Here is a 17,715-nt window from a genome sequence, read left to right as displayed (position 1 = left end):
GGTTGCGGGGGCGGGCCGGCTCGATGGTGGCCGGCCGCGCCGATCAACTGGCGCCGTTGCCGGCCTCAGCGCGGCGCCATGCGGATGGCGCCGTCCAGGCGCACCGACTCGCCATTGAAATAGCCGTTGCGGCACATCTCCACGGCCAGCGAAGCGAACTCCTCCGGCTGCCCCAGTCGCTTGGGGAACGGCACCGATGCGGCCAGCGCTGCCTTGACGTTCTCGGCGGCGCCCTGCAGCAGCGGCGTATTGAAGATGCCCGGCAGGATGGTATTGACGCGGATGCCCTCGCCCGCGAGGTCGCGCGCGATCGGCAGCGTCATGCCGACCACGCCGGCCTTCGATGCCGAATACGCGGCCTGCCCCATCTGGCCGTCCTGCGCCGCCACCGACGCGGTGTTGATGATCACGCCGCGCTCGCCGTCGGCGCTGTCAAGCGTCAGCATGCCCGCGGCCGAGCGCGCGATGCAGCGGAAGGTGCCGATCAGGTTGATCTGGATGATGCGTTCGAAGGCATCGGTCGGGAAGTGCTTGATCTGGTCCGGCGCTTCCTTGGAACGCGAAGCGGTCTTGATGGCGTTGCCAGTGCCGGCGCAGTTGACCAGGATGCGTTCCTGGCCGATCGCGGCACGCGCCCTGGCAAACCCGGCTTCGACTTCGGCTTCGGAGGTGACGTTGACCTGGCAGAACACACCACCGAGCTCGCGCGCCAGCGCTTCGCCCTTTTCAACGTTGAGGTCGAACAGCGCCACGCGCACGCCGTGCGCCGCCAGCGCGCGGGCCGTTGCCGCGCCCAGGCCCGAGGCCCCGCCCGTCACCACTGCCGATACCGATGCATTGAGTTCCATGCCGTCTGTCCTTTGTCTGTTGTCACTGGCCGGGCCGCGCCGGATGCGTGCGGCCCCGCGGTTTCGATGTTGCCGGCATGTGCCAGGAGAAATTACGCCTGTGCCGGAGTGGGTTCGAATTTCGTGCATCGGGCCTGCACACGCATCGTCCGAAGCGACGAACGGGGTGGCATGGCAGCGACGCGCGCGTGCCGGCATTTTTGCGCAGTGCGCCGCCTTGGCCACGCGCCCCCGGCATCACCCGCGCCAGTCGCGGCCGATGCGCTACAGTGAGGCGATCGACGGCCCCTCCCCCGCCAGGCCCGACAGCGGCACGCCGGACCCGGCAACGGATTCCAAGCCATGCGCAAAACCGAACGCAATGCCCCCGCTCGTTTGCCGCTGCCTGGCGCCACGCCGGCGGCGCCGATCTTGCTCACGATCTTGCTGATGACGTTGCTGTGCGCGCTGCTGCAGGCGCCAGCGGCCCGCGCCGCACCGGCCGGTCCGCTCGCCGGGCTGCTGCCGCAGGCGGCGCGGCCGGCGCCCGCCAGCGCGCCTGCCGCGCCGGCCAGCGTGCCGCTGGCGCAGTCGCTGGACCAGGTCATCGCCACCCTGCAGGACGATCGCGAGCGGCGCACCCTGGTGGGGCAGCTGCAGGCCATGCGGCGCGGCCTGGATGCCTCCGCCGTGGCGCCCGCCTCCGCGGCGGCTGCCGAGGCCGGCGCGTCGGCGCCCGGGCTGATCACGGCCGTGGCCGAAGTGCTGGACGAGGTCGACTTGCACCTGCGCGAGGACCACGGCGCGAGGCAGTACTGGCGCTGGCGCATGCGCTTCGCAGGTGAGGAATGGCGCGCCGCGATCACCCACAGTGGCACGCGCACGGCGCTGGCGTCGCTGCGCGAGTTCGCGCTGGTGCTGGCAGTGTGGGCGATATGCGGCTTTTTGTTGTGGGAGATCGGCCACCTCATCCGGCGCCGGCGTGCGCCCAAGCCAGCGCGTGCCGAGCGCGGCAAGCTGCCCGAGCTGCCCTCCTGGGTCGACATCGCCATCTACATGCTGCGCCATATCGGACCGTGGATGGTGGCCTTCGGGCTCACGATGCTGCTGGCCAACCGCACCTTTGCCCAGTCGCCGGCGAGCGTCGCCGGCGTGCTGGTCGCGTATGCGATCGTGGCGGGCGCGCTCGCGGCGGCGATATGCCAGGTCATCTTCGTGCTGTTCCGCAGCGCCCACCGGCAGCTCGCGGTACGGCAGCTGCTGGCGCGCTCGCCGTGGCTGTTGTTCTGTACCGGCGCGCTGGCGGCACTGGGCGACAGCACCACCGACGGCCGCGTCACCGCCGTGATCGGCACCAACCTCGCGGCGCTGGTGTCCACTACCGCCAATATCGCCGCGGCGCTGGGTATCGGCGTGTTCGCGCTGTATTTCCGCCGCCAGATCGGCCAACTGATCAGCCAGCGGCCGCTGGCCTTTCGCCAGGCGCATCCGGCCGTGACCGACCTGTTGCGGCTTGCTGGCCAGGCGTGGCACCTGCCAGTGCTGGCGGTGGTGGTGGCGTCGGTGATCGGCACCGTCCTGGCCACCGGACATGCCGACGTGTTCCTGCGCCGCACGGTCGCGTCCGTGGCACTGTTCGTCGCCGCACTGCTGCTGACCATGCTCGCCAGGCGCTCGCCCAAGGCCACGGCGCATGCACTGCGCATCCGCGACCGCCGGCGCTCGGCCTACCTGCAACGCTTCGGCCGCTTTGCGATGGCGCTGGTGCGCGTGCTGGTCTGGGCGTTTTTCCTGGAAATGATCATGCGCACCTGGGACACATCTCTGGTCCGGCTGGCCGAATCGTCGACTGCGGGGCGCCATATCACCGAGACGGTGTTCAGCGTGACCAGCACCGTGCTGCTGGCGTGGCTGGTCTGGCTGCTGATCGACACCGCCATCACACAGACGCTGTCGCCGATGCACGGACGCGGCGCGCAGCCCGGCATGCGTGTCAAGACCATCCTGCCGCTGGTGCGCAATGCCTCGTTTATCGCGCTGCTGGTGATCGCGGTGATTGCGGTGCTGGCCAACCTGGGCGTCAACGTGACGCCGTTGCTGGCCGGCGCGGGCGTGGTCGGGCTGGCGATCGGCTTCGGCGCGCAGAGCCTGGTGCAGGACCTGATCACGGGGCTCTTTATCGTGGTCGAGGACACCATCGCCATCGGCGACTCGATCGAACTGCCCGACCATGCCGGCGTGGTCGAAGGCATGACCATCCGCACGGTCAAGCTGCGTGACGGCCGCGGCGCGCTGCATACGCTGCCGTACAGCCAGATCAAGGCGGTCAAGAACCTGTCGCGCGGCTACGGCTACGCGGTGTTCAATATCGGCATCAGCTACCAGAGCGACCTGGACCGCGCGGTGGAACTGATCCGCGCCACCGGCGCCGAGATCGCGCGCGACCATCGCTACGCGCGCAACCTGTTGTCGGGGCTGGATATCCAAGGGCTGGACCGCTTCGACCCCAGCGGCCCCGTGGTGATGGCGCAGTTCAAGACCCGGCCGCTGACGCAGGCGGAAATCACGCGCGCCTTCAACGTACGGCTCAAGCGCAATTTCGACGCCAACGGCATCCGCATGGCCTCGCCCAGCCTGACGATCCAGGTCGATGGCGGCGTGGCCCAACTGGCCGGCACCGACAATGGGCCTCCCGCATCACAATAGAGGGCTCGAGCCACACGCAGAAACGGGTACGCCGTGTTTTTTTGCCCCTGTATGACACGATCATTGCGCCCGCCGGATGTGGCGCGCGCGAAACGCCTGGCACTGTTTCAGCGCTGAAAATTTTGAAGTTTTCCTCTCGGCGATTACCATCGCGGCGCGGCGGTATCAGGCCCCGCACGGACAAGAGCGGCCGGCCAACGCCGACAATCCGTGTTTTCCCCCCCGACACGGGGGATAAAACAAACAACATTGTTTGGCATGATTGGCGTACCGCAACCGCCCGGAACGGCGCGTTGCCCGCAGCAGCCGTATCGGCGCATATACAGAACGCCAGAACGGAACCGATAACACTAGAGGATGGCCACTTGCCGTGGCGCTGAGCAAGAGGCGTTTGCCACCGGGGGGAATTTGAACATGGGCGAACACCCGACTTCGGACGATGACTTTCATCGCCTGGTCGACTCTATCTACGAGTCAGCGCTGGACGTCGCGGCCATGCCCGCCGCCCTTGACCTCTTTTCCCGCTACACCTCCACCGGCAGCCCCCGCTACCTGATCTGGGACAAGCTCGCAGGCCATGCCCGCTTGGGCGTGACGCCGCACGGCTGCTACACCAGCGGCGTCAGCGTGCCCGGGTGGCTGCCCGGCCCGCTCGACCTGCCCCACGGCGGCCCCTGCTGTGCCCCGTCCGATATGCCGGAACTGGCGCAAGCCACGGTCGCGGCCGCGCATGACGGCAGGGTGGTCGCCCCGGCCGCGGCCACGCTCGCCTGCAGCGGGCTGGAACAGGGCATGCGCCTGATCGAGAACGCCGAAGTCTGCGTGCTGATGAGCGGCACCAGCGCCGGCAGCATCAGCGCGGGCCAGCGCGAGCGGCGCCTGGCGCATGTGATGCCGCACTGGGTGCGCGCAGCGCGGATGCAGCAGCGCAATTTCGAGCTGAGCGGGCTGGCCAGCCTGGGACTGGCCGGCCTCGATACGCTGGACTTCGGCGTGATGGTGCTGCAGGCCGACCTGCGCGTGCGCTACGCCAACAGCTGGGCCGAGGCGCTGGTGCAGGCCGACAGCAACCTGTCGCTGCAGGACGGCGTGCTGCGCGCCCACAGCGACGCGCTGCAGGCGGTGCTGCGCCGGCTGCTCGACGGCGCGGTGCGGGACCGCGGCGCCGATGCAGCGTCGGGCTCATGGATGCATATCACCTCCGGGGGCCAGCCGGTGCCGATCATCGTCACGCCGCTGGTGTCGCGCCAGCCGGTGGAAGGCCCGTGGCAACTGCCGGCGGCGATGATGCTGCTGGGCAATTCGGAATCGCGTTCGGTGCTCGATGCCAGTGTACTGACATCACTGTTCGGGCTGTCGCGCAAGGAAAGCATCATCGCGATCCGCCTGGCGGCTGGCGAAACGCTCAATGAGATCGCCGAGCGGGAATTCCTGTCGCCCCATACCGTGCGCGTGCATATCCGCGACACGCTGCGCAAGACCGGCACGCATCGCCAGTCCGAGCTGGTGCGCCTGCTGCACCTGCTGCCGGGCGTAAACCTGGAGCGTGCCGGCGTGACGTCGGCCGTCCGGCCGCGCACGCCGCGTCCGACGCGGGTCGCCTAATCCACCTGAGCCGCCTCCCTATTTCCCTTCGCCGACCGCTTCCTGCGCCGCGGCCAGGAAGCGCTGCACCTGGCGGTCGCCAGCGTCCGGCCGCGCCGCCAGCGCGATACCGATGCGCCCAGCGGGCCGCGGGCTGGACAGCGGCAGGAAGCGCACGCGCCGGTTGGCGTAGCGCGCCGCCACGCTGGGCACCAGCGCCACGCCCAGGCCGCTCTCCACCAGGCTGACCTGGGTCTGCACCTGCACCGCCTCCTGCGTGACGCGCGGGACAAACCCCGCCTGCTGGCACAGCATCATCGCCACGGCATGCAGGTTGGGCACTTGCTCCGCCGGATACATGATGAAGGGCTCGGCCGCGAGCGTGCGCAGCGGGATCGATTCCTCGCCTGCCAGCGGGCTGTCGGCCGGTACCGCGGCCACGAACACGTCATTCTCCAGCGGCGTCAGCGAATAATCGCCGCTGCTCAGGATCGGGAAGCGCACCAGGCCGGCGTCGAGCTGGTGCTTCTCCAGGCGGTCCAGGATCGATGCGGTCGTCGATTCATGCAGGATCAGCTCGATTCCCGGATGCGCCGCCCGGAACGCCGGGATCAGCTTGGGCAGCAGCGCATAGGTGGCCGAGCCGACAAAACCGATGCGCAGCGCGCCGCGCTCGCCCTGCCCCGCCGCCATCGCCGCGGCGCGCGCCTGCTGCGCGTGGAACAGCGCGCGGCGCGCGTCGTGCAGGGCCGCCTCGCCCGCCTGCGTCAGCCGCACGCCGCGCGAGGTGCGCACGAACAGCGCGGTGCCGAGCTGTTCCTCGAGCTTGCGGATCGAGATCGACAGTGGCGGCTGCGCCATGTGCAGGCGCTCGGCAGCGCGGTGGAAGTTGCCGGTCTCGGCCAGGGCGACGAATTGCTGCAGTTGGCGAAGGTCCATGATGGCCTGATATCCCACACATATCGGTTACTAAAAAACTAATATTAGACCAGCGGGGCTCCCTGATCTACGCTGTGCCCCACGGTACAAAGATCGGAGACAACAGCATGCTGCCGCTCGCAGGCATCCGCGTGGTCGATTTGTCCACGGTGGTGATGGGGCCCTACGCCAGCCAGTGGCTGGCGGACCTGGGCGCCGAAGTGATCAAGATCGAGCCGCCCGAGGGCGATTCCACGCGCCGCACCGGCCCCGCCGCCGAGCCCGGCATGGCGGCGATCTTCCTTGGGGTCAACCGCAGCAAGCGCAGCGTGGTGCTGGACCTGAAGCAGCCGGCCGCGCAGGCGGCGCTGGACCGCGTGCTGGCCGGCGCCGATGTGCTGATGCACAGCATGCGTCCGCAGAAGCTGGCAGCGCTGGGGCTGGCGCCGGATGACGTGATAGCGCGCCACCCTGACCTGGTCTTCGTCAGCCTGCTGGGCTTTGCCGAGGACGGCCCCTACGGCGGGCGGCCGGCGTACGACGACATCATCCAGGGCCTGTCCGGCAATGCGGCGCTGATGGCGGCGCAGACCGGCGAGAGCCGCTATTTCCCGACCATCGCAGCGGACAAGACCAGCGGGCTGGTGGCCGCGCTCTCCGTCTGCGCGGCGCTGGCCGGGCGGGCGCGGCGCGCGCCCGATGCCGGTGGCAAGGGCACGCTGGTGGAGGTGCCGATGTTCGAGTCCATGGTCGCCTTCAACCTGGTCGAGCATTTCTACGGCCGCCATTTCGAGCCGCCACGCGGGCCCAGCGGCTATCCGCGCGTGCTGGCACCGTTGCGCCGGCCTTACCGGAGCGCAGACGGGTACGTCTGCATGATGCCGTACACCGATGCCCACTGGCGCGACTTCTTCCACGCCGCGCAGCGCCCCGAACTGGCCGCCGACGCGCGCTTTGCCGATATCGCCGCACGCACGCGGCATATCGAGACGTTGTACGAGATCACCGGCGAGATCGTGGGCCAACACACCACCGAGCACTGGCTGGCGCTGTGCGAACGCCTGCAGATCCCGGTGGCGCGCATCAACGAACTCGACGACCTGCCTGACGACCCGCACCTTGCCGCGACTGGCTTCTTCGAGACGCTCGACGACCCGGCCATGGGCACGCTGCGCTTTCCCGGCGCGCCGGTACGCTTCGACGGCGAGCGCGCGCCGCTGGGCATCCCGCCGCGGCTGGGCGAGCACACCGCCGGCGTGCTGGCGCAGGCGGGGCTGTGCGCCGACGAGATCGCGCGCCTGCAACAGACCGGCGCGGCGCGCTGCAGCCAACCCGCATCCACCGAGGAGACACCATGATGCACACCGAATTGCCCCGGCTGGGGCAGGGCTTCTACTGGCAGGACCTTAAGGAGGGCCAGGCCTTCCGCACCTTCGCCCGCACCGTGACCGAGACCGACCTGGTCAACTTTATCTCGGTCACCGGCATGGTCGAGGCCATCTTTATCGAAGCCGGCTACGACGGCGGCGCGATCCAGGGCCGGCCGGTGCCGGCGGCACTGACCTACACGCTGATCGAAGGCTTCATCCTGCAGACCATGATCCAGGGCACCGGGCTGGCGATGCTCGAACTGGCGCAGCAGATCCACGCGCCGGTGATGGTGGGCGACACCATCCGTGCCACCGTGACCGTGACCGGCATCCGGCCGACTTCGCGTAGCGGCCGGGCGGTGGTGGATTCGCGTATCGAGGTGTTCAACCAGCGCGACGAAAAGGTCATGACCTATACCGCGCGCCGGCTGCTGGCGGGACACTGAACCATGCGGCACGCGAGGGTGCATGCTTCGCCGCAACGTCTTGCCTACCGATTGCGTGCCCCCTCTCCCGCAAAGGCGGGAGAGGGGGGCGAACCGCCGGCATATGAGACCGCCTCCGCAATATCAAGCCACAGGATTTCATCGTGACCGCATTGCTTTCCACCTTCGACCTCACCACCCTGCCGCCGCACGCCATCGCATTCCGCGGCGAGGTGCGGGCCTTTCTTGACGAGCACCTGCCCTCCCTGCCGCCGGAAACCCGCGCACGCTCGTGGATGGGCTTCGACGCCGCCTTCAGCCGTGCACTGGCCGCGCGCGGATGGGTCGGCATCACGCTTCCGGCGCAATTCGGCGGCGCGGGGCTGGACCCGTTTTTGCGCTTCGTGCTGGTAGAGGAGCTGTTGGCCTGCGGCGCGCCGGTGTCGGCGCACTGGATCGCCGACCGCCAGAGCGGCCCGCTGATCCTGCGCTACGGCAACGACGCGCAGAAGGCGCGCTACCTGCCAGCGATCTGTCGCGGCGAGGCGTTCTTCTGCATCGGCATGAGCGAGCCCAACTCCGGCTCGGACCTGGCCAGCGTGGCCACGCGCGCGGCGCGTCAGCCGGACGGCTCCTGGCGCCTGACCGGCCGCAAGATCTGGACGACCAACGCCGACCGCTGTCACTTCATGATCGCGCTGGTGCGCACCTCGGGCACGCCGCAGGACCGGCAAGCCGGGCTGTCGCAGTTCATCGTCGACCTGCACGCGCCCGGCGTCACGGTACGGCCGATCCGCGATCTCGCCGGCGATGCGCATTTCTCGGAGGTCGCCTTCGACGACGTGGTGCTGGCCGCCGACGCGCTGGTCGGCCAGGAAGGCAGCGGCTGGGAGCAGGTCAATGCGGAACTCGCGTTCGAACGTAGCGGGCCGGAACGCCTGTACTCCAGCGTGGTGCTGCTCGATACCTGGCTCGACGCGATGCGCCGCCTGCCGCCGGCACGCCGCGACACCGTGACCGCAGGCCGGCTGGCCGGCCACCTGGCGGTGCTGCGCGCGATGTCATTGGCGGTGACGGCGCGCCTGGCTGCCGGCGAAAGCCCGGTGGTCGAGGCCGCGCTGGTCAAGGACCTTGGCACCACCTTCGAACAGTCGATTCCCGCGCTGGTGGAAGCGGCACTAGGCGACGAACCCACACTGGCAGCCGATGCGGCGCTGTACCGCACGCTCGCCTACGTCACGCAGATCGCGCCATCGTACTCGCTGCGCGGCGGCACGCGCGAGATCCTGCGCGGCATGATCGCGCGCGGGCTGGGCCTGCGCTGAACCGCCACCGCACCGCATCCCACGAGACCCCATCATGCATAACGCCTACTCCGACGCCCTCGATGCGCTGCTGCGCGACTGCTGCCCGCCCGCCACGGTGCGCGCGCTGGAACACCAGGCCGATCCGCTGCCGCTGTGGCAAGCGCTGCGGGACAGCGGCTTTGCCGACTGCCTTCTGCCCGAAGCCGCGGGCGGCGCCGCGCTGCCGCTGCGCGAACTGGCGCCGGTGCTCTTTGTCACTGGCCACCACGCCCTGCCGCTGCCGCTGGCGCAGACGATCTTTGCGCGCGCGCTGCTGCATGCAAATGGCATCGCCCTGCCCGCCGGCCCGATTGCACTCGCCGGCTTTGAAGACAATGCCGCCGCAGCGCTGGTTGCCGACGCGCGCCACGCACAGTGGTTCCTGCTGCAGGATGGCGAGCGCTGCCTGCTGCTGTCCGCAACCGACGCGCACGCCCAGGCCACCGGCACGCACGCCGACCTGACGCTGCGCGTGCCACGCCCCGATGGCGCAGCGCCGGCGGCCTTCACGCTGCCGGAAGGCACGCTGCGCACGCTCGGCGCCTGCCTGCACGCCGCGCAACTGGCCGGTGCGCTGTCGCGCGTGCTCGACCTGACGCTGCAATACGCCAACGACCGCCAGCAGTTCGGCCGCGCCATCGGCAAGTTCCAGGCGATCCAGCACCAGGTCAGCGAGATGGCCGAGCATGTCGCTGCAGCGCGCGTCGCTGCACAACTGGCATGCGACAGCAGTACCGGCGAGCCCGACCCGCTGCGCGCGGCCATCGGCAAGCTGCGCACGAGCGATGCGGTGACGCCGGTGGCGGCCATCGCCCACGCCGTGCACGGCGCGATCGGGATTACGGAGGAGTACGACCTGCAGCTCTATACGCGCCGCATGCACGCGTGGCGCGTGGCGGACGGTTCGGAGCGGTGGTGGAGCCGGGTGCTCGGCGCAGCCGTGTGCGCCAGCGAAGGACGCAACGCCGTGGAACTGGTGCGCAGCTGGAGCGAACCCGCGCCCGCGGTGTAAGCCGCGGGCGGGCGGGCGCCGGCCCGTCAGCGCGCCAGCGAGTCAGCGAGTCAGCCAATCAGGCGGCCAGGCTCAGGCCGCCATGCGGCCGGCGGTGCTTGCGTTCGGGCTTGCACTCGTACTTGAGTTCGGTGCGGCCGTCCTCGTACGCGACTTCAAGTCGCACAGTGAAGCCCCACAGCCGCGTCACGTGCCGTATCACCTCGTCGAAGTTGTGCGCCAGCGGCCGGCGGTCGTTCTGCAGGTGCCGCAGCGTCAGCGAGCGGTCGCCACCGACATCGACATTGGTGACCTGGATATTGGGCTCCATGCTCGACAGATCATACTGCGCCGCCATCAGCTGTCGGATCGCGCGGTAGCCTTCGTCGTTGTGGATCGCGGTAACGCGAAGCTTGCCTTCGCGGTCGTCGTCCAGCACCGAGAACAGCTTGAGTTCGCGGATCACGCGCGGCGACAGGAACTGCAGCAGGAAGCTCTCGTCCTTGAAGTTGCGCATGGCGAAGTCGAGCGTGGTGCGCCAGTCGGTGCCGGCGATCTCCGGCGCCCAGCGGTAGTCCTCTTCCGTCGGATGCTCGCACATGCGGCGCAGGTCCTGGAACATCAGGAAGCCCACCGTGTATGGGTTCATGCCGCTGTAGTACGGGCTATGGTACGGCGGCTGGTAGATCACGTTGGTGTGGGCCTGCAGCAACTCCATCATGAACGCGTCGTTGACCAGCTTTTCCTCGTAGAGCTGGTTGATGATGGTGTAGTGCCAGAACGTGGCCCAGCCTTCGTTCATCACCTTGGTCTGGCGCTGCGGGTAGAAGTACTGTGCGATCTTGCGCACGATGCGCACGATCTCGCGCTGCCACGGCGCCAGCTTGGGCGCGTTCTTCTCGATAAAGTACAGCAGGTTTTCCTGCGGCTCGGGCGGGAAGGTGATATCCGGCTCCCCCGAGTCGTCGTCCGACGCCAGCGCATGCGGACGGTGCTTGGGCAGCGTGCGCCACAAGTCGTTGACCTGCATCTGCAGGTAGTTCTCGCGATCGGCCTGGCGCGCCTTTTCTTCGGTGATGGATAGCTTCTTGGGCCGCTTGTAGCGGTCCACGCCGTAGTTCTGCAAGGCGTGGCAAGAGTCCAGCAGCAGTTCCACCTCCCGTTCGCCGTAACGCTGCTCGCACTCGGCCACGTAGTTCTTGGCGAACAGCAGGTAGTCGACGATGGCGTCCGCGTTGGTCCAGGTGCGGAACAGGTAATTGCCCTTGAAGAAGGAGTTATGGCCGTAGCAGGCGTGCGCGATCGTCAGCGCCTGCATCGGCATGGTGTTCTCCTCCATCAGGTAGGCGATGCAGGGGTTGGAGTTGATGACGATCTCGTAGGCCAGCCCCATATGGCCGCGCTGGTAGCTGCGCTCGGACGCCAGGAAGTGCTTGCCGTAGGACCAGTGGCTGTAGCCGACCGGCAACCCCGCCGACGCGTAGGCGTCGAGCATCTGCTCGGCGGTGATGATCTCGATCTGGTTGGGATAGGTATCCAGCCCGAATTCGCCGGCGATGCGGGCGATCTCGCGGTCATACCGGTTGATCAGCTCGAAGGTCCATTCCGAACCCGTGGAGAGATAAGCCATCTTCGCCCCTTGTTGCCCGGGCAAGGCGGCAGACCTGTCCGGCGCGCACGGATTCGCCGCGCCGCGTGGTCCGCGTTGCCTCGCCATTTGCCTTCTGTGGCCTTCCGGCTGGAAGACCCGGATCGGCGCCAGTCTACGCCGCGCGCTTCTGGAACAGGTCGTGCAGCACCGGGTAGATCTCGTCCGCGCCGATGATGCGCTGCATCGCGAAGTGGTCGAACTGGTTCTTGACCGTCAGGTACTCTTCCCAGAGGTTCTGCGGTTCCTCGGACGCCACTTCCACGTATGCGTAGTACTGCACCAGCGGCAGGATCGACTCGCGCAGCAGGCGTCCGCACAACTCGGAATCGCCAGCCCAGTTATCGCCGTCGGAGGCCTGCGCGCAGTAGATGTTCCACTGGCTCGGCGGATAGCGGTCGTGGACCACTTCCACCATCAGCTTCAGCGCACTGGACACCACGGTACCACCGGACTCGCGCGAGTGGAAGAAGTCTTCCTCTTCGACTTCCTTGGCCACCGTGTGATGCCGGATGAACACCACGTCGATACGCTCGTAGTTGCGCTTCAGGAACAGGTACAGCAGCATGAAGAAGCGCTTGGCCAGGTCCTTGCGGCTCTCGTCCATCGAGCCGGACACGTCCATCAGGCAGAACATCACTGCCTGGGCCTGCGGGCGCTTCTTGAGCACGCGGTTGTTGTAGCGCAGGTCGAGCTTCTCGATAAAGGGCACGCGGTCGATGCAGGCACGCAGGTGCCGCATCTTCTCCATCAGCTCGAGCGTGCCTTCGGCGTAGGGGCCGTCCTTTTCCAGCGCCTCGGCGTAGGCCAGCTCCAGCTCGCGCAGGCGCTTCTGGTAGGGGCTGGACAAGGCGATGCGCCGCCCGATCGAGCTGCGCATGGTGCGCAGGATCGACAGGTTGGATGGCGTGCCGTCGATGGAAAAGCCGGCGCGCACCTTGCGCACCTCGGCGATCTTGGCGAGGTGGCGCTTGGCCAGGTCCGGCAGCGCCATGTCCTCGAAGAAGAAGTTCAGGAAATCCTCGCGCGACAGCGTGAAGACGAAATCGTCTTCGCCCTCGCCGCTGTCGCTGGCCCGCGAACCGGTCCCGCCGCCGCCCTGCTGCTGGCGGTCGAAGGAATCACCCTTGACGAACTTCTTGTTGCCAGGGTGAATCCACTCGCGCCGCCCGCCCGGGCCGTGGTGGAAGATCGGTTCGGAGATGTCCTTGACCGGAATGGACACCTGGCCACTCTGCTCGATGTCCATGATCTTCCGGCCGGACACCGCCTTTGCCACTGCTTGCCGGATCTGCTCGCGGTAGCGTTTGATAAAGCGTTGCTGGTTGACGGCACTTTTGTTGCCGCCGTTTTCGCGCCGATCGATGACCGTAGCCATATGTTGCCCTCGTTGAGAGACCTGTTCCGCGGCGCCGTTACGATGATTTTCTTACGCGCAGATACCACTCCACCAGAAGTCTCACTTGCTTGGGCGTGTACCCCTTCTCGACCATGCGGTTGACGAAGTTCTCGTGCTTGTCCTGGTCTTCGCGAGAAGACTTGGCGTTGAACGAGATCACCGGCAGCAGGTCCTCCGTGGTGGAGAACATGCGCTTCTCGATCACCATCCGCAGCTTTTCATAGCTGGTCCAGACCGGATTCTTGCCACTGTTGTTGGCCCGCGCCCGCAGCACGAAGTTGACGATCTCGTTGCGGAAGTCCTTCGGGTTGGAGATACCCGCGGGTTTTTCCACTTTCTCCAGCTCGTCGTTCAGCGCATTGCGGTCGAGGATCTCACCGGTATTCGGATCGCGGTACTCCTGGTCCTGGATCCACAGGTCGGCGAACACTACATAGCGGTCGAAGATGTTCTGGCCATACTCGGAATACGACTCCAGGTACGCGGTCTGGATCTCCTTGCCGATGAACTCCACGAACGGCGTGGTCAGGTACTCCTTGATGTGCGACAGCAGCTTGGCTTCCTGCTCCGGCGGGAACTGCTCGCGCTCGATCTGCTGTTCGAGCACGTACAGCAGGTGCACCGGGTTGGCCGCCACTTCGGTGTTGTCGAAGTTGAAGACCTTGGACAGGACCTTGAACGCGAAGCGCGTCGAGAGCCCGTTCATGCCCTCGTCGATGCCGGCATAGTCGCGGTACTCCTGGTACGACTTCGCCTTCGGGTCCACGTCCTTCAGGCTCTCGCCGTCGTAGACGCGCATCTTCGAGAAGACGTTCGAGTTCTCGGGCTCCTTGATGCGGGTGAGCACCGCGAACTGCGCCATCATCTTCAGCGTGTTGGGCGCGCACGGCGCGGCCGACAGCGAACTGCAGCGCAGCAACTTGTCGTAGATCTTCACCTCGTCGGACACGCGCAGCACGTACGGCACCTTGACGATGTAGATACGGTCCAGGAATGCCTCGTTGTTCTTGTCCGACTTGAAGGTCGTCCACTCCGCCTCGTTCGAGTGCGCCAGGATGATGCCATCGAACGGGATCGCACCGAAGCCCTCGGTGCCCTTGTAGTTGCCTTCCTGCGTTGCAGTCAGCAGCGGGTGCAGCACCTTGATCGGGGCCTTGAACATTTCAACGAACTCGAGCAGGCCGCGGTTGGCCAGGCACAGGCCGCCGGAATACGAGTACGCATCCGGGTCGTCCTGCGGGAAGTCCTCGAGCTTGCGGATATCCACCTTGCCCACCAGCGACGAGATGTCCTGGTTGTTCTCGTCGCCCGGCTCGGTCTTCGAGATCGCGATCTGCGACAGCACCGACGGGCGCAGCTTGACCACGCGGAACCTGGTGATGTCGCCGTTGAACTCGTGCAGGCGCTTGACCGCCCAGGGCGAGGCGATGGTGTTCAGGTAGCGGATCGGAATGCCGTAATCCTCTTCGAGGATCTTGCCGTCTTCTTCCGGCGCGAACAGCCCCAGCGGCGACTCATGGATCGGCGATCCCTTGAGCGCGTAGATGGGGATCTGCTCCATCAACGCCTTGAGCTTCTCCGCGAGCGAGGACTTGCCGCCGCCAGGAGGCCCGAGCAGATACAGGATCTGCTTGCGCTCTTCCAGGCCCTGCGCCGCGTGCTTGAAGAACGAGACCATCTGCTCGATCGTGTCCTCCATGCCGTAGAAATCGCGGAAGGCCGGATAGATGCGGATGACCTTGTTGAAGAACAGTCGGGACAGCCTCGGGTCATGGTGGGTGTCCACCAGTTCCGGCTGACCGATCGCGGCAAGCATGCGCTCGGCAGCGGTCGCGTAGGCAGTGGGATCCTTCTTACAGATCTCCAGGTATTCCTGGATGGTGTATTCCTCTTCCTTGCGAGCTTCGAAGCGCGTAGCGTAATGGCCGAAAATGTCCATACCTCACTCCCGTCAGAGTCAACATCCGAGGCGAAGGTAGTTCTACCCCTCAAGGCTTCGCAGGTTTCGCGGTACAACCACCCCGGCTTGGCTACCGCTGAATGTTGCGAAGTCTTTACTTCATCATAGTCAAATAACGGCGATGGTGGAGGCCGAGTTGACGAATCGTGCATCGATGCAACGGCTGTTTCTGTGCTGCATTTTCTGCCGGATTTCGCTGTCAGCTTTTGGCTGATTTCCGCTCTGCGCTTCGCCCCCGCACGCGACGGGCCATTGACCATGCTTGTGACACACCTTACACCTTTCCCGCCAACCGTGCACAGCCGGTTTTGTAACCAGAGACACAAAAGCCGGCACAGGTGCCGGCTTTCGATTGGTTTCAGAATTTGCTTCTGCGCGCACTAGCACGCGGACACTGCTGATAGCGGAACGCGTCAGAGCGTGCGCGCCACCAGCTCCTTCATGATCTCGTTGGAGCCGCCGTAGATCTTGCCCACACGTGCGTTGGCGTACATTCGCGCGATCGGGTATTCCAGCATATAGCCGTAGCCGCCGTGCAACTGCAGGCACTCGTCGATGATCTCGCAATTCTTCTGCGTGCACCACCACTTCGCCATCGCCGCGGTGGCGGCGTCAAGCGTGCCCGCCATCAGCCGCATCATGCAGTCGTCGACGAAGGTCGCGGCGATGGTCGCCTCGGTCTTGCACTCGGCCAGGCGAAAGCGCGTGTTCTGCAGGTCCGCCAGCGGCTGGCCGAACACCTTGCGCTCACGCACATATTCAGTGGTGAGCTCGATCGCGCGCTGCATCGACGCGGTCGCGCCAAGGGCGATGATCATCCGCTCCTGCGGCAGCTGCTGCATGAGCTGATAAAAACCCTGGCCTTCCTGCTCGCCGAGCAGGTTCTCGCATGGCACCAGCACGTCGTCGAAGAAGAGCTCGGCGGTGTCCTGGCCCTTCTGCCCGATCTTCTCCAGGATGCGCCCGCGACGGAAGCCCGGCAGGTCGCGCGTCTCGACCATGATCAGCGAGACGCCGCGCGAGCCGGCCTGCGGATCGGTCTTGGCGACCAGGCACACCAGGTCGGCGTGGTAACCGTTCGTAATAAAAGTCTTTGCACCGTTTATGCGATAGCAGTCTCCGTTTTCGGCTTTTTCCCGCACCGCGCGGGTGCGTACCGATTTGAGGTCGGAACCGGCGCCAGGTTCCGACATGGCGATGGCGGCCACCATCTCGCCGCTGGCCATCTGTGGCAGCCATTTGCGCTTCTGCGCCTCGGTGCCGTAGTTGAGCAGGTAATGTGCCACGATGCCGCTGTGCACGTTGTTGCCCAGGCTGGTGCATATGGCGCGCGCCATCTCGCGCGTGATCACGGCCTCGTGCGTAAAGCTGCCCCCGCCGCCGCCGTACTCCTCCGGGATGCTGGCGCACAGGATGCCGGCCTGGCCGGCGCGGCGCCAGACGTCGCGGTCGATATAGCCCTGTTCGGCCCAGCGAGCCTCGTTCGGCGCCAGTTCGCGTTCGACAAAGCGGCGCACGGTTTCCTGGAACATGGTCAGGTCTTCGGTCATCCAGGGGGTCTGGCGTGCGGCGGGCGCCGCGTGCTGGTCGTGGGATCCCATATTGGTGTGCTGATGCGAGGGTAAACGATGAGTCGGAAGGCCGCGGGCCGGGTCCTGCCGGCCGCATGCCTGTATACGTAAACGGTGCGATGGCGAACCGACCGGCTGCTGCATCGCATCAACCGGCCGGCGCGTCCGGTCAGTCGGGCCAGCGATAGCGCAGCGGTTGCTTGGCCATGAAGCGGTTGGCGGCTTCCATCCGGTATTCGGTGGAGAAGGCGATGCCCTGCCCGTCCGCTTCCATCGCCAGCATGGTGTGCAGGTCCTGGTTCAGCGAGGCGTTCAGCGCCTGCTTGGTCAGGCCGACCGCCACCGGCGAGGCTTCGATGAAGGCGCGCGCCAGCGCCTGCGCGCGCGCGGCCAGGCTTTCCTGCGGCACGATTTCCATGACGATGCCAAGGTCTTGCGCTTCCTCGGCACTGAGTTCCTTCATCGAGAACATCAGTGCCTTGGCGCGCTGCACGCCGACGATCCGTGGCAGCGTGTAGAACACGCCACAATCCGGGATCAGCCCCATGCGCAGGAACGGCAGGCCGAAGCGCGCCCGCGGTGTCGCCAGGATGATGTCGGCGGTCAGTGCCAGGCTGAAGCCGGCGCCATAGGCCGCGCCGTCGACCGCGGCGATCACCGGCACATCGAGCTGGATCAGGTCTTCCAGCCAGCCGTGGGCCTGCTGCAGGCGGCGGCGCCCCTGCGGCGCGCTCATTTCGGTCTGCATCGAGCTGATATCGCCACCCGAGCAGAACTCGGTGCCGGCGCCGGTCAGGATCAGCGCGCGAACGTCATCGTCGGCACGTACCTGGCGAATCACTTCCGCGATCTCGCCGCGCATGGGGATCGACAGCGCATTGCGGCGCGCGGGGAAGTCGAGGGTCAGGGTGGCGATCCCGTCCTCGACGGCAAAGCGGATGTATTCCATGGATGGACTCCGGAACGGCTG

At 66.7% G+C, this 17,715-nt stretch carries 13 protein-coding genes; 6 read left to right on the top strand and 7 right to left on the bottom strand.

Features of this window, described 5'->3' with window-relative positions:
* Window positions 1–65: 65 nt before the first annotated feature.
* On the bottom strand, window positions 66–848 hold the full coding sequence (locus AC10V3_RS24100) for an SDR family NAD(P)-dependent oxidoreductase (RefSeq protein ID WP_022537928.1): 783 nt from the start codon (window positions 846–848) through the stop codon (window positions 66–68).
* A gap of 429 nt (window positions 849–1,277) precedes the next feature.
* Here AC10V3_RS24100 and AC10V3_RS24095 point away from each other — a divergent pair, with 429 nt between their 5' ends.
* The gene (locus tag AC10V3_RS24095; RefSeq protein WP_454753531.1) at window positions 1,278–3,533 is read left to right on the top strand and encodes a mechanosensitive ion channel family protein; all 2,256 of its coding nucleotides are present in this window, start codon (window positions 1,278–1,280) and stop codon (window positions 3,531–3,533) included.
* Window positions 3,534–3,947: 414 nt separating this feature from the next.
* Window positions 3,948–5,138: a helix-turn-helix transcriptional regulator gene (locus AC10V3_RS24090; RefSeq protein WP_022537926.1), complete on the top strand. Its 1,191-nt coding sequence runs from the start codon at window positions 3,948–3,950 to the stop codon at window positions 5,136–5,138.
* A gap of 18 nt (window positions 5,139–5,156) precedes the next feature.
* Here the strand turns inward: AC10V3_RS24090 and AC10V3_RS24085 are convergent, their stop codons facing one another.
* The gene (locus AC10V3_RS24085; RefSeq protein ID WP_022537925.1) at window positions 5,157–6,056 is read right to left on the bottom strand and encodes a LysR family transcriptional regulator; all 900 of its coding nucleotides are present in this window, start codon (window positions 6,054–6,056) and stop codon (window positions 5,157–5,159) included.
* A gap of 107 nt (window positions 6,057–6,163) precedes the next feature.
* Between AC10V3_RS24085 and AC10V3_RS24080 the strand changes: the two genes are divergently transcribed.
* The 4 genes from AC10V3_RS24080 to AC10V3_RS24065 all read left to right on the top strand — a co-directional run bounded on the left by AC10V3_RS24080 (window position 6,164) and on the right by AC10V3_RS24065 (window position 10,188).
* On the top strand, window positions 6,164–7,393 hold the full coding sequence (locus AC10V3_RS24080; protein ID WP_454752749.1) for a CaiB/BaiF CoA transferase family protein: 1,230 nt from the start codon (window positions 6,164–6,166) through the stop codon (window positions 7,391–7,393).
* A complete protein-coding gene (locus AC10V3_RS24075) occupies window positions 7,390–7,851 on the top strand; it encodes a MaoC family dehydratase (RefSeq protein ID WP_022537923.1) in 462 nt (153 codons plus the stop codon). Before AC10V3_RS24080 ends, AC10V3_RS24075 begins: the two co-directional genes overlap by 4 nt.
* 143 nt (window positions 7,852–7,994) lie before the next feature.
* A complete protein-coding gene (locus AC10V3_RS24070) occupies window positions 7,995–9,155 on the top strand; it encodes an acyl-CoA dehydrogenase family protein (RefSeq protein WP_454752748.1) in 1,161 nt (386 codons plus the stop codon).
* 34 nt (window positions 9,156–9,189) lie between these two features.
* Window positions 9,190–10,188 carry an acyl-CoA dehydrogenase family protein gene (locus tag AC10V3_RS24065; RefSeq protein WP_022537921.1) on the top strand — a complete coding sequence of 333 codons (999 nt, stop codon included), beginning with the start codon at window positions 9,190–9,192 and terminating at the stop codon, window positions 10,186–10,188.
* A 58-nt stretch (window positions 10,189–10,246) separates the two neighbouring features.
* On the opposite strand, the gene AC10V3_RS24060 is transcribed toward AC10V3_RS24065, so the two are convergent.
* From AC10V3_RS24060 to AC10V3_RS24040, 5 genes are all read right to left on the bottom strand, one after another.
* A complete protein-coding gene (locus AC10V3_RS24060; RefSeq protein ID WP_041681710.1) occupies window positions 10,247–11,797 on the bottom strand; it encodes a SpoVR family protein in 1,551 nt (516 codons plus the stop codon).
* 133 nt (window positions 11,798–11,930) lie between these two features.
* A complete protein-coding gene (locus AC10V3_RS24055) occupies window positions 11,931–13,193 on the bottom strand; it encodes a YeaH/YhbH family protein (RefSeq protein ID WP_022537919.1) in 1,263 nt (420 codons plus the stop codon).
* Between the two features lie 37 nt (window positions 13,194–13,230).
* Window positions 13,231–15,153, bottom strand: a complete 1,923-nt coding sequence (locus AC10V3_RS24050; protein ID WP_022537918.1) for a PrkA family serine protein kinase — start codon at window positions 15,151–15,153, stop codon at window positions 13,231–13,233.
* Between the two features lie 434 nt (window positions 15,154–15,587).
* Window positions 15,588–16,775, bottom strand: a complete 1,188-nt coding sequence (locus AC10V3_RS24045; protein ID WP_022537917.1) for an acyl-CoA dehydrogenase family protein — start codon at window positions 16,773–16,775, stop codon at window positions 15,588–15,590.
* Between the two features lie 139 nt (window positions 16,776–16,914).
* Window positions 16,915–17,694, bottom strand: a complete 780-nt coding sequence (locus AC10V3_RS24040; protein ID WP_022537916.1) for an enoyl-CoA hydratase/isomerase family protein — start codon at window positions 17,692–17,694, stop codon at window positions 16,915–16,917.
* Between the last annotated feature and the right edge of the window lie 21 nt (window positions 17,695–17,715).

Source organism: Cupriavidus sp. PB-02 (assembly GCF_058252315.1).
Note: the sequence above shows the minus strand (reverse complement) of the source record. Positions and strands in the feature narration are given on the sequence as shown.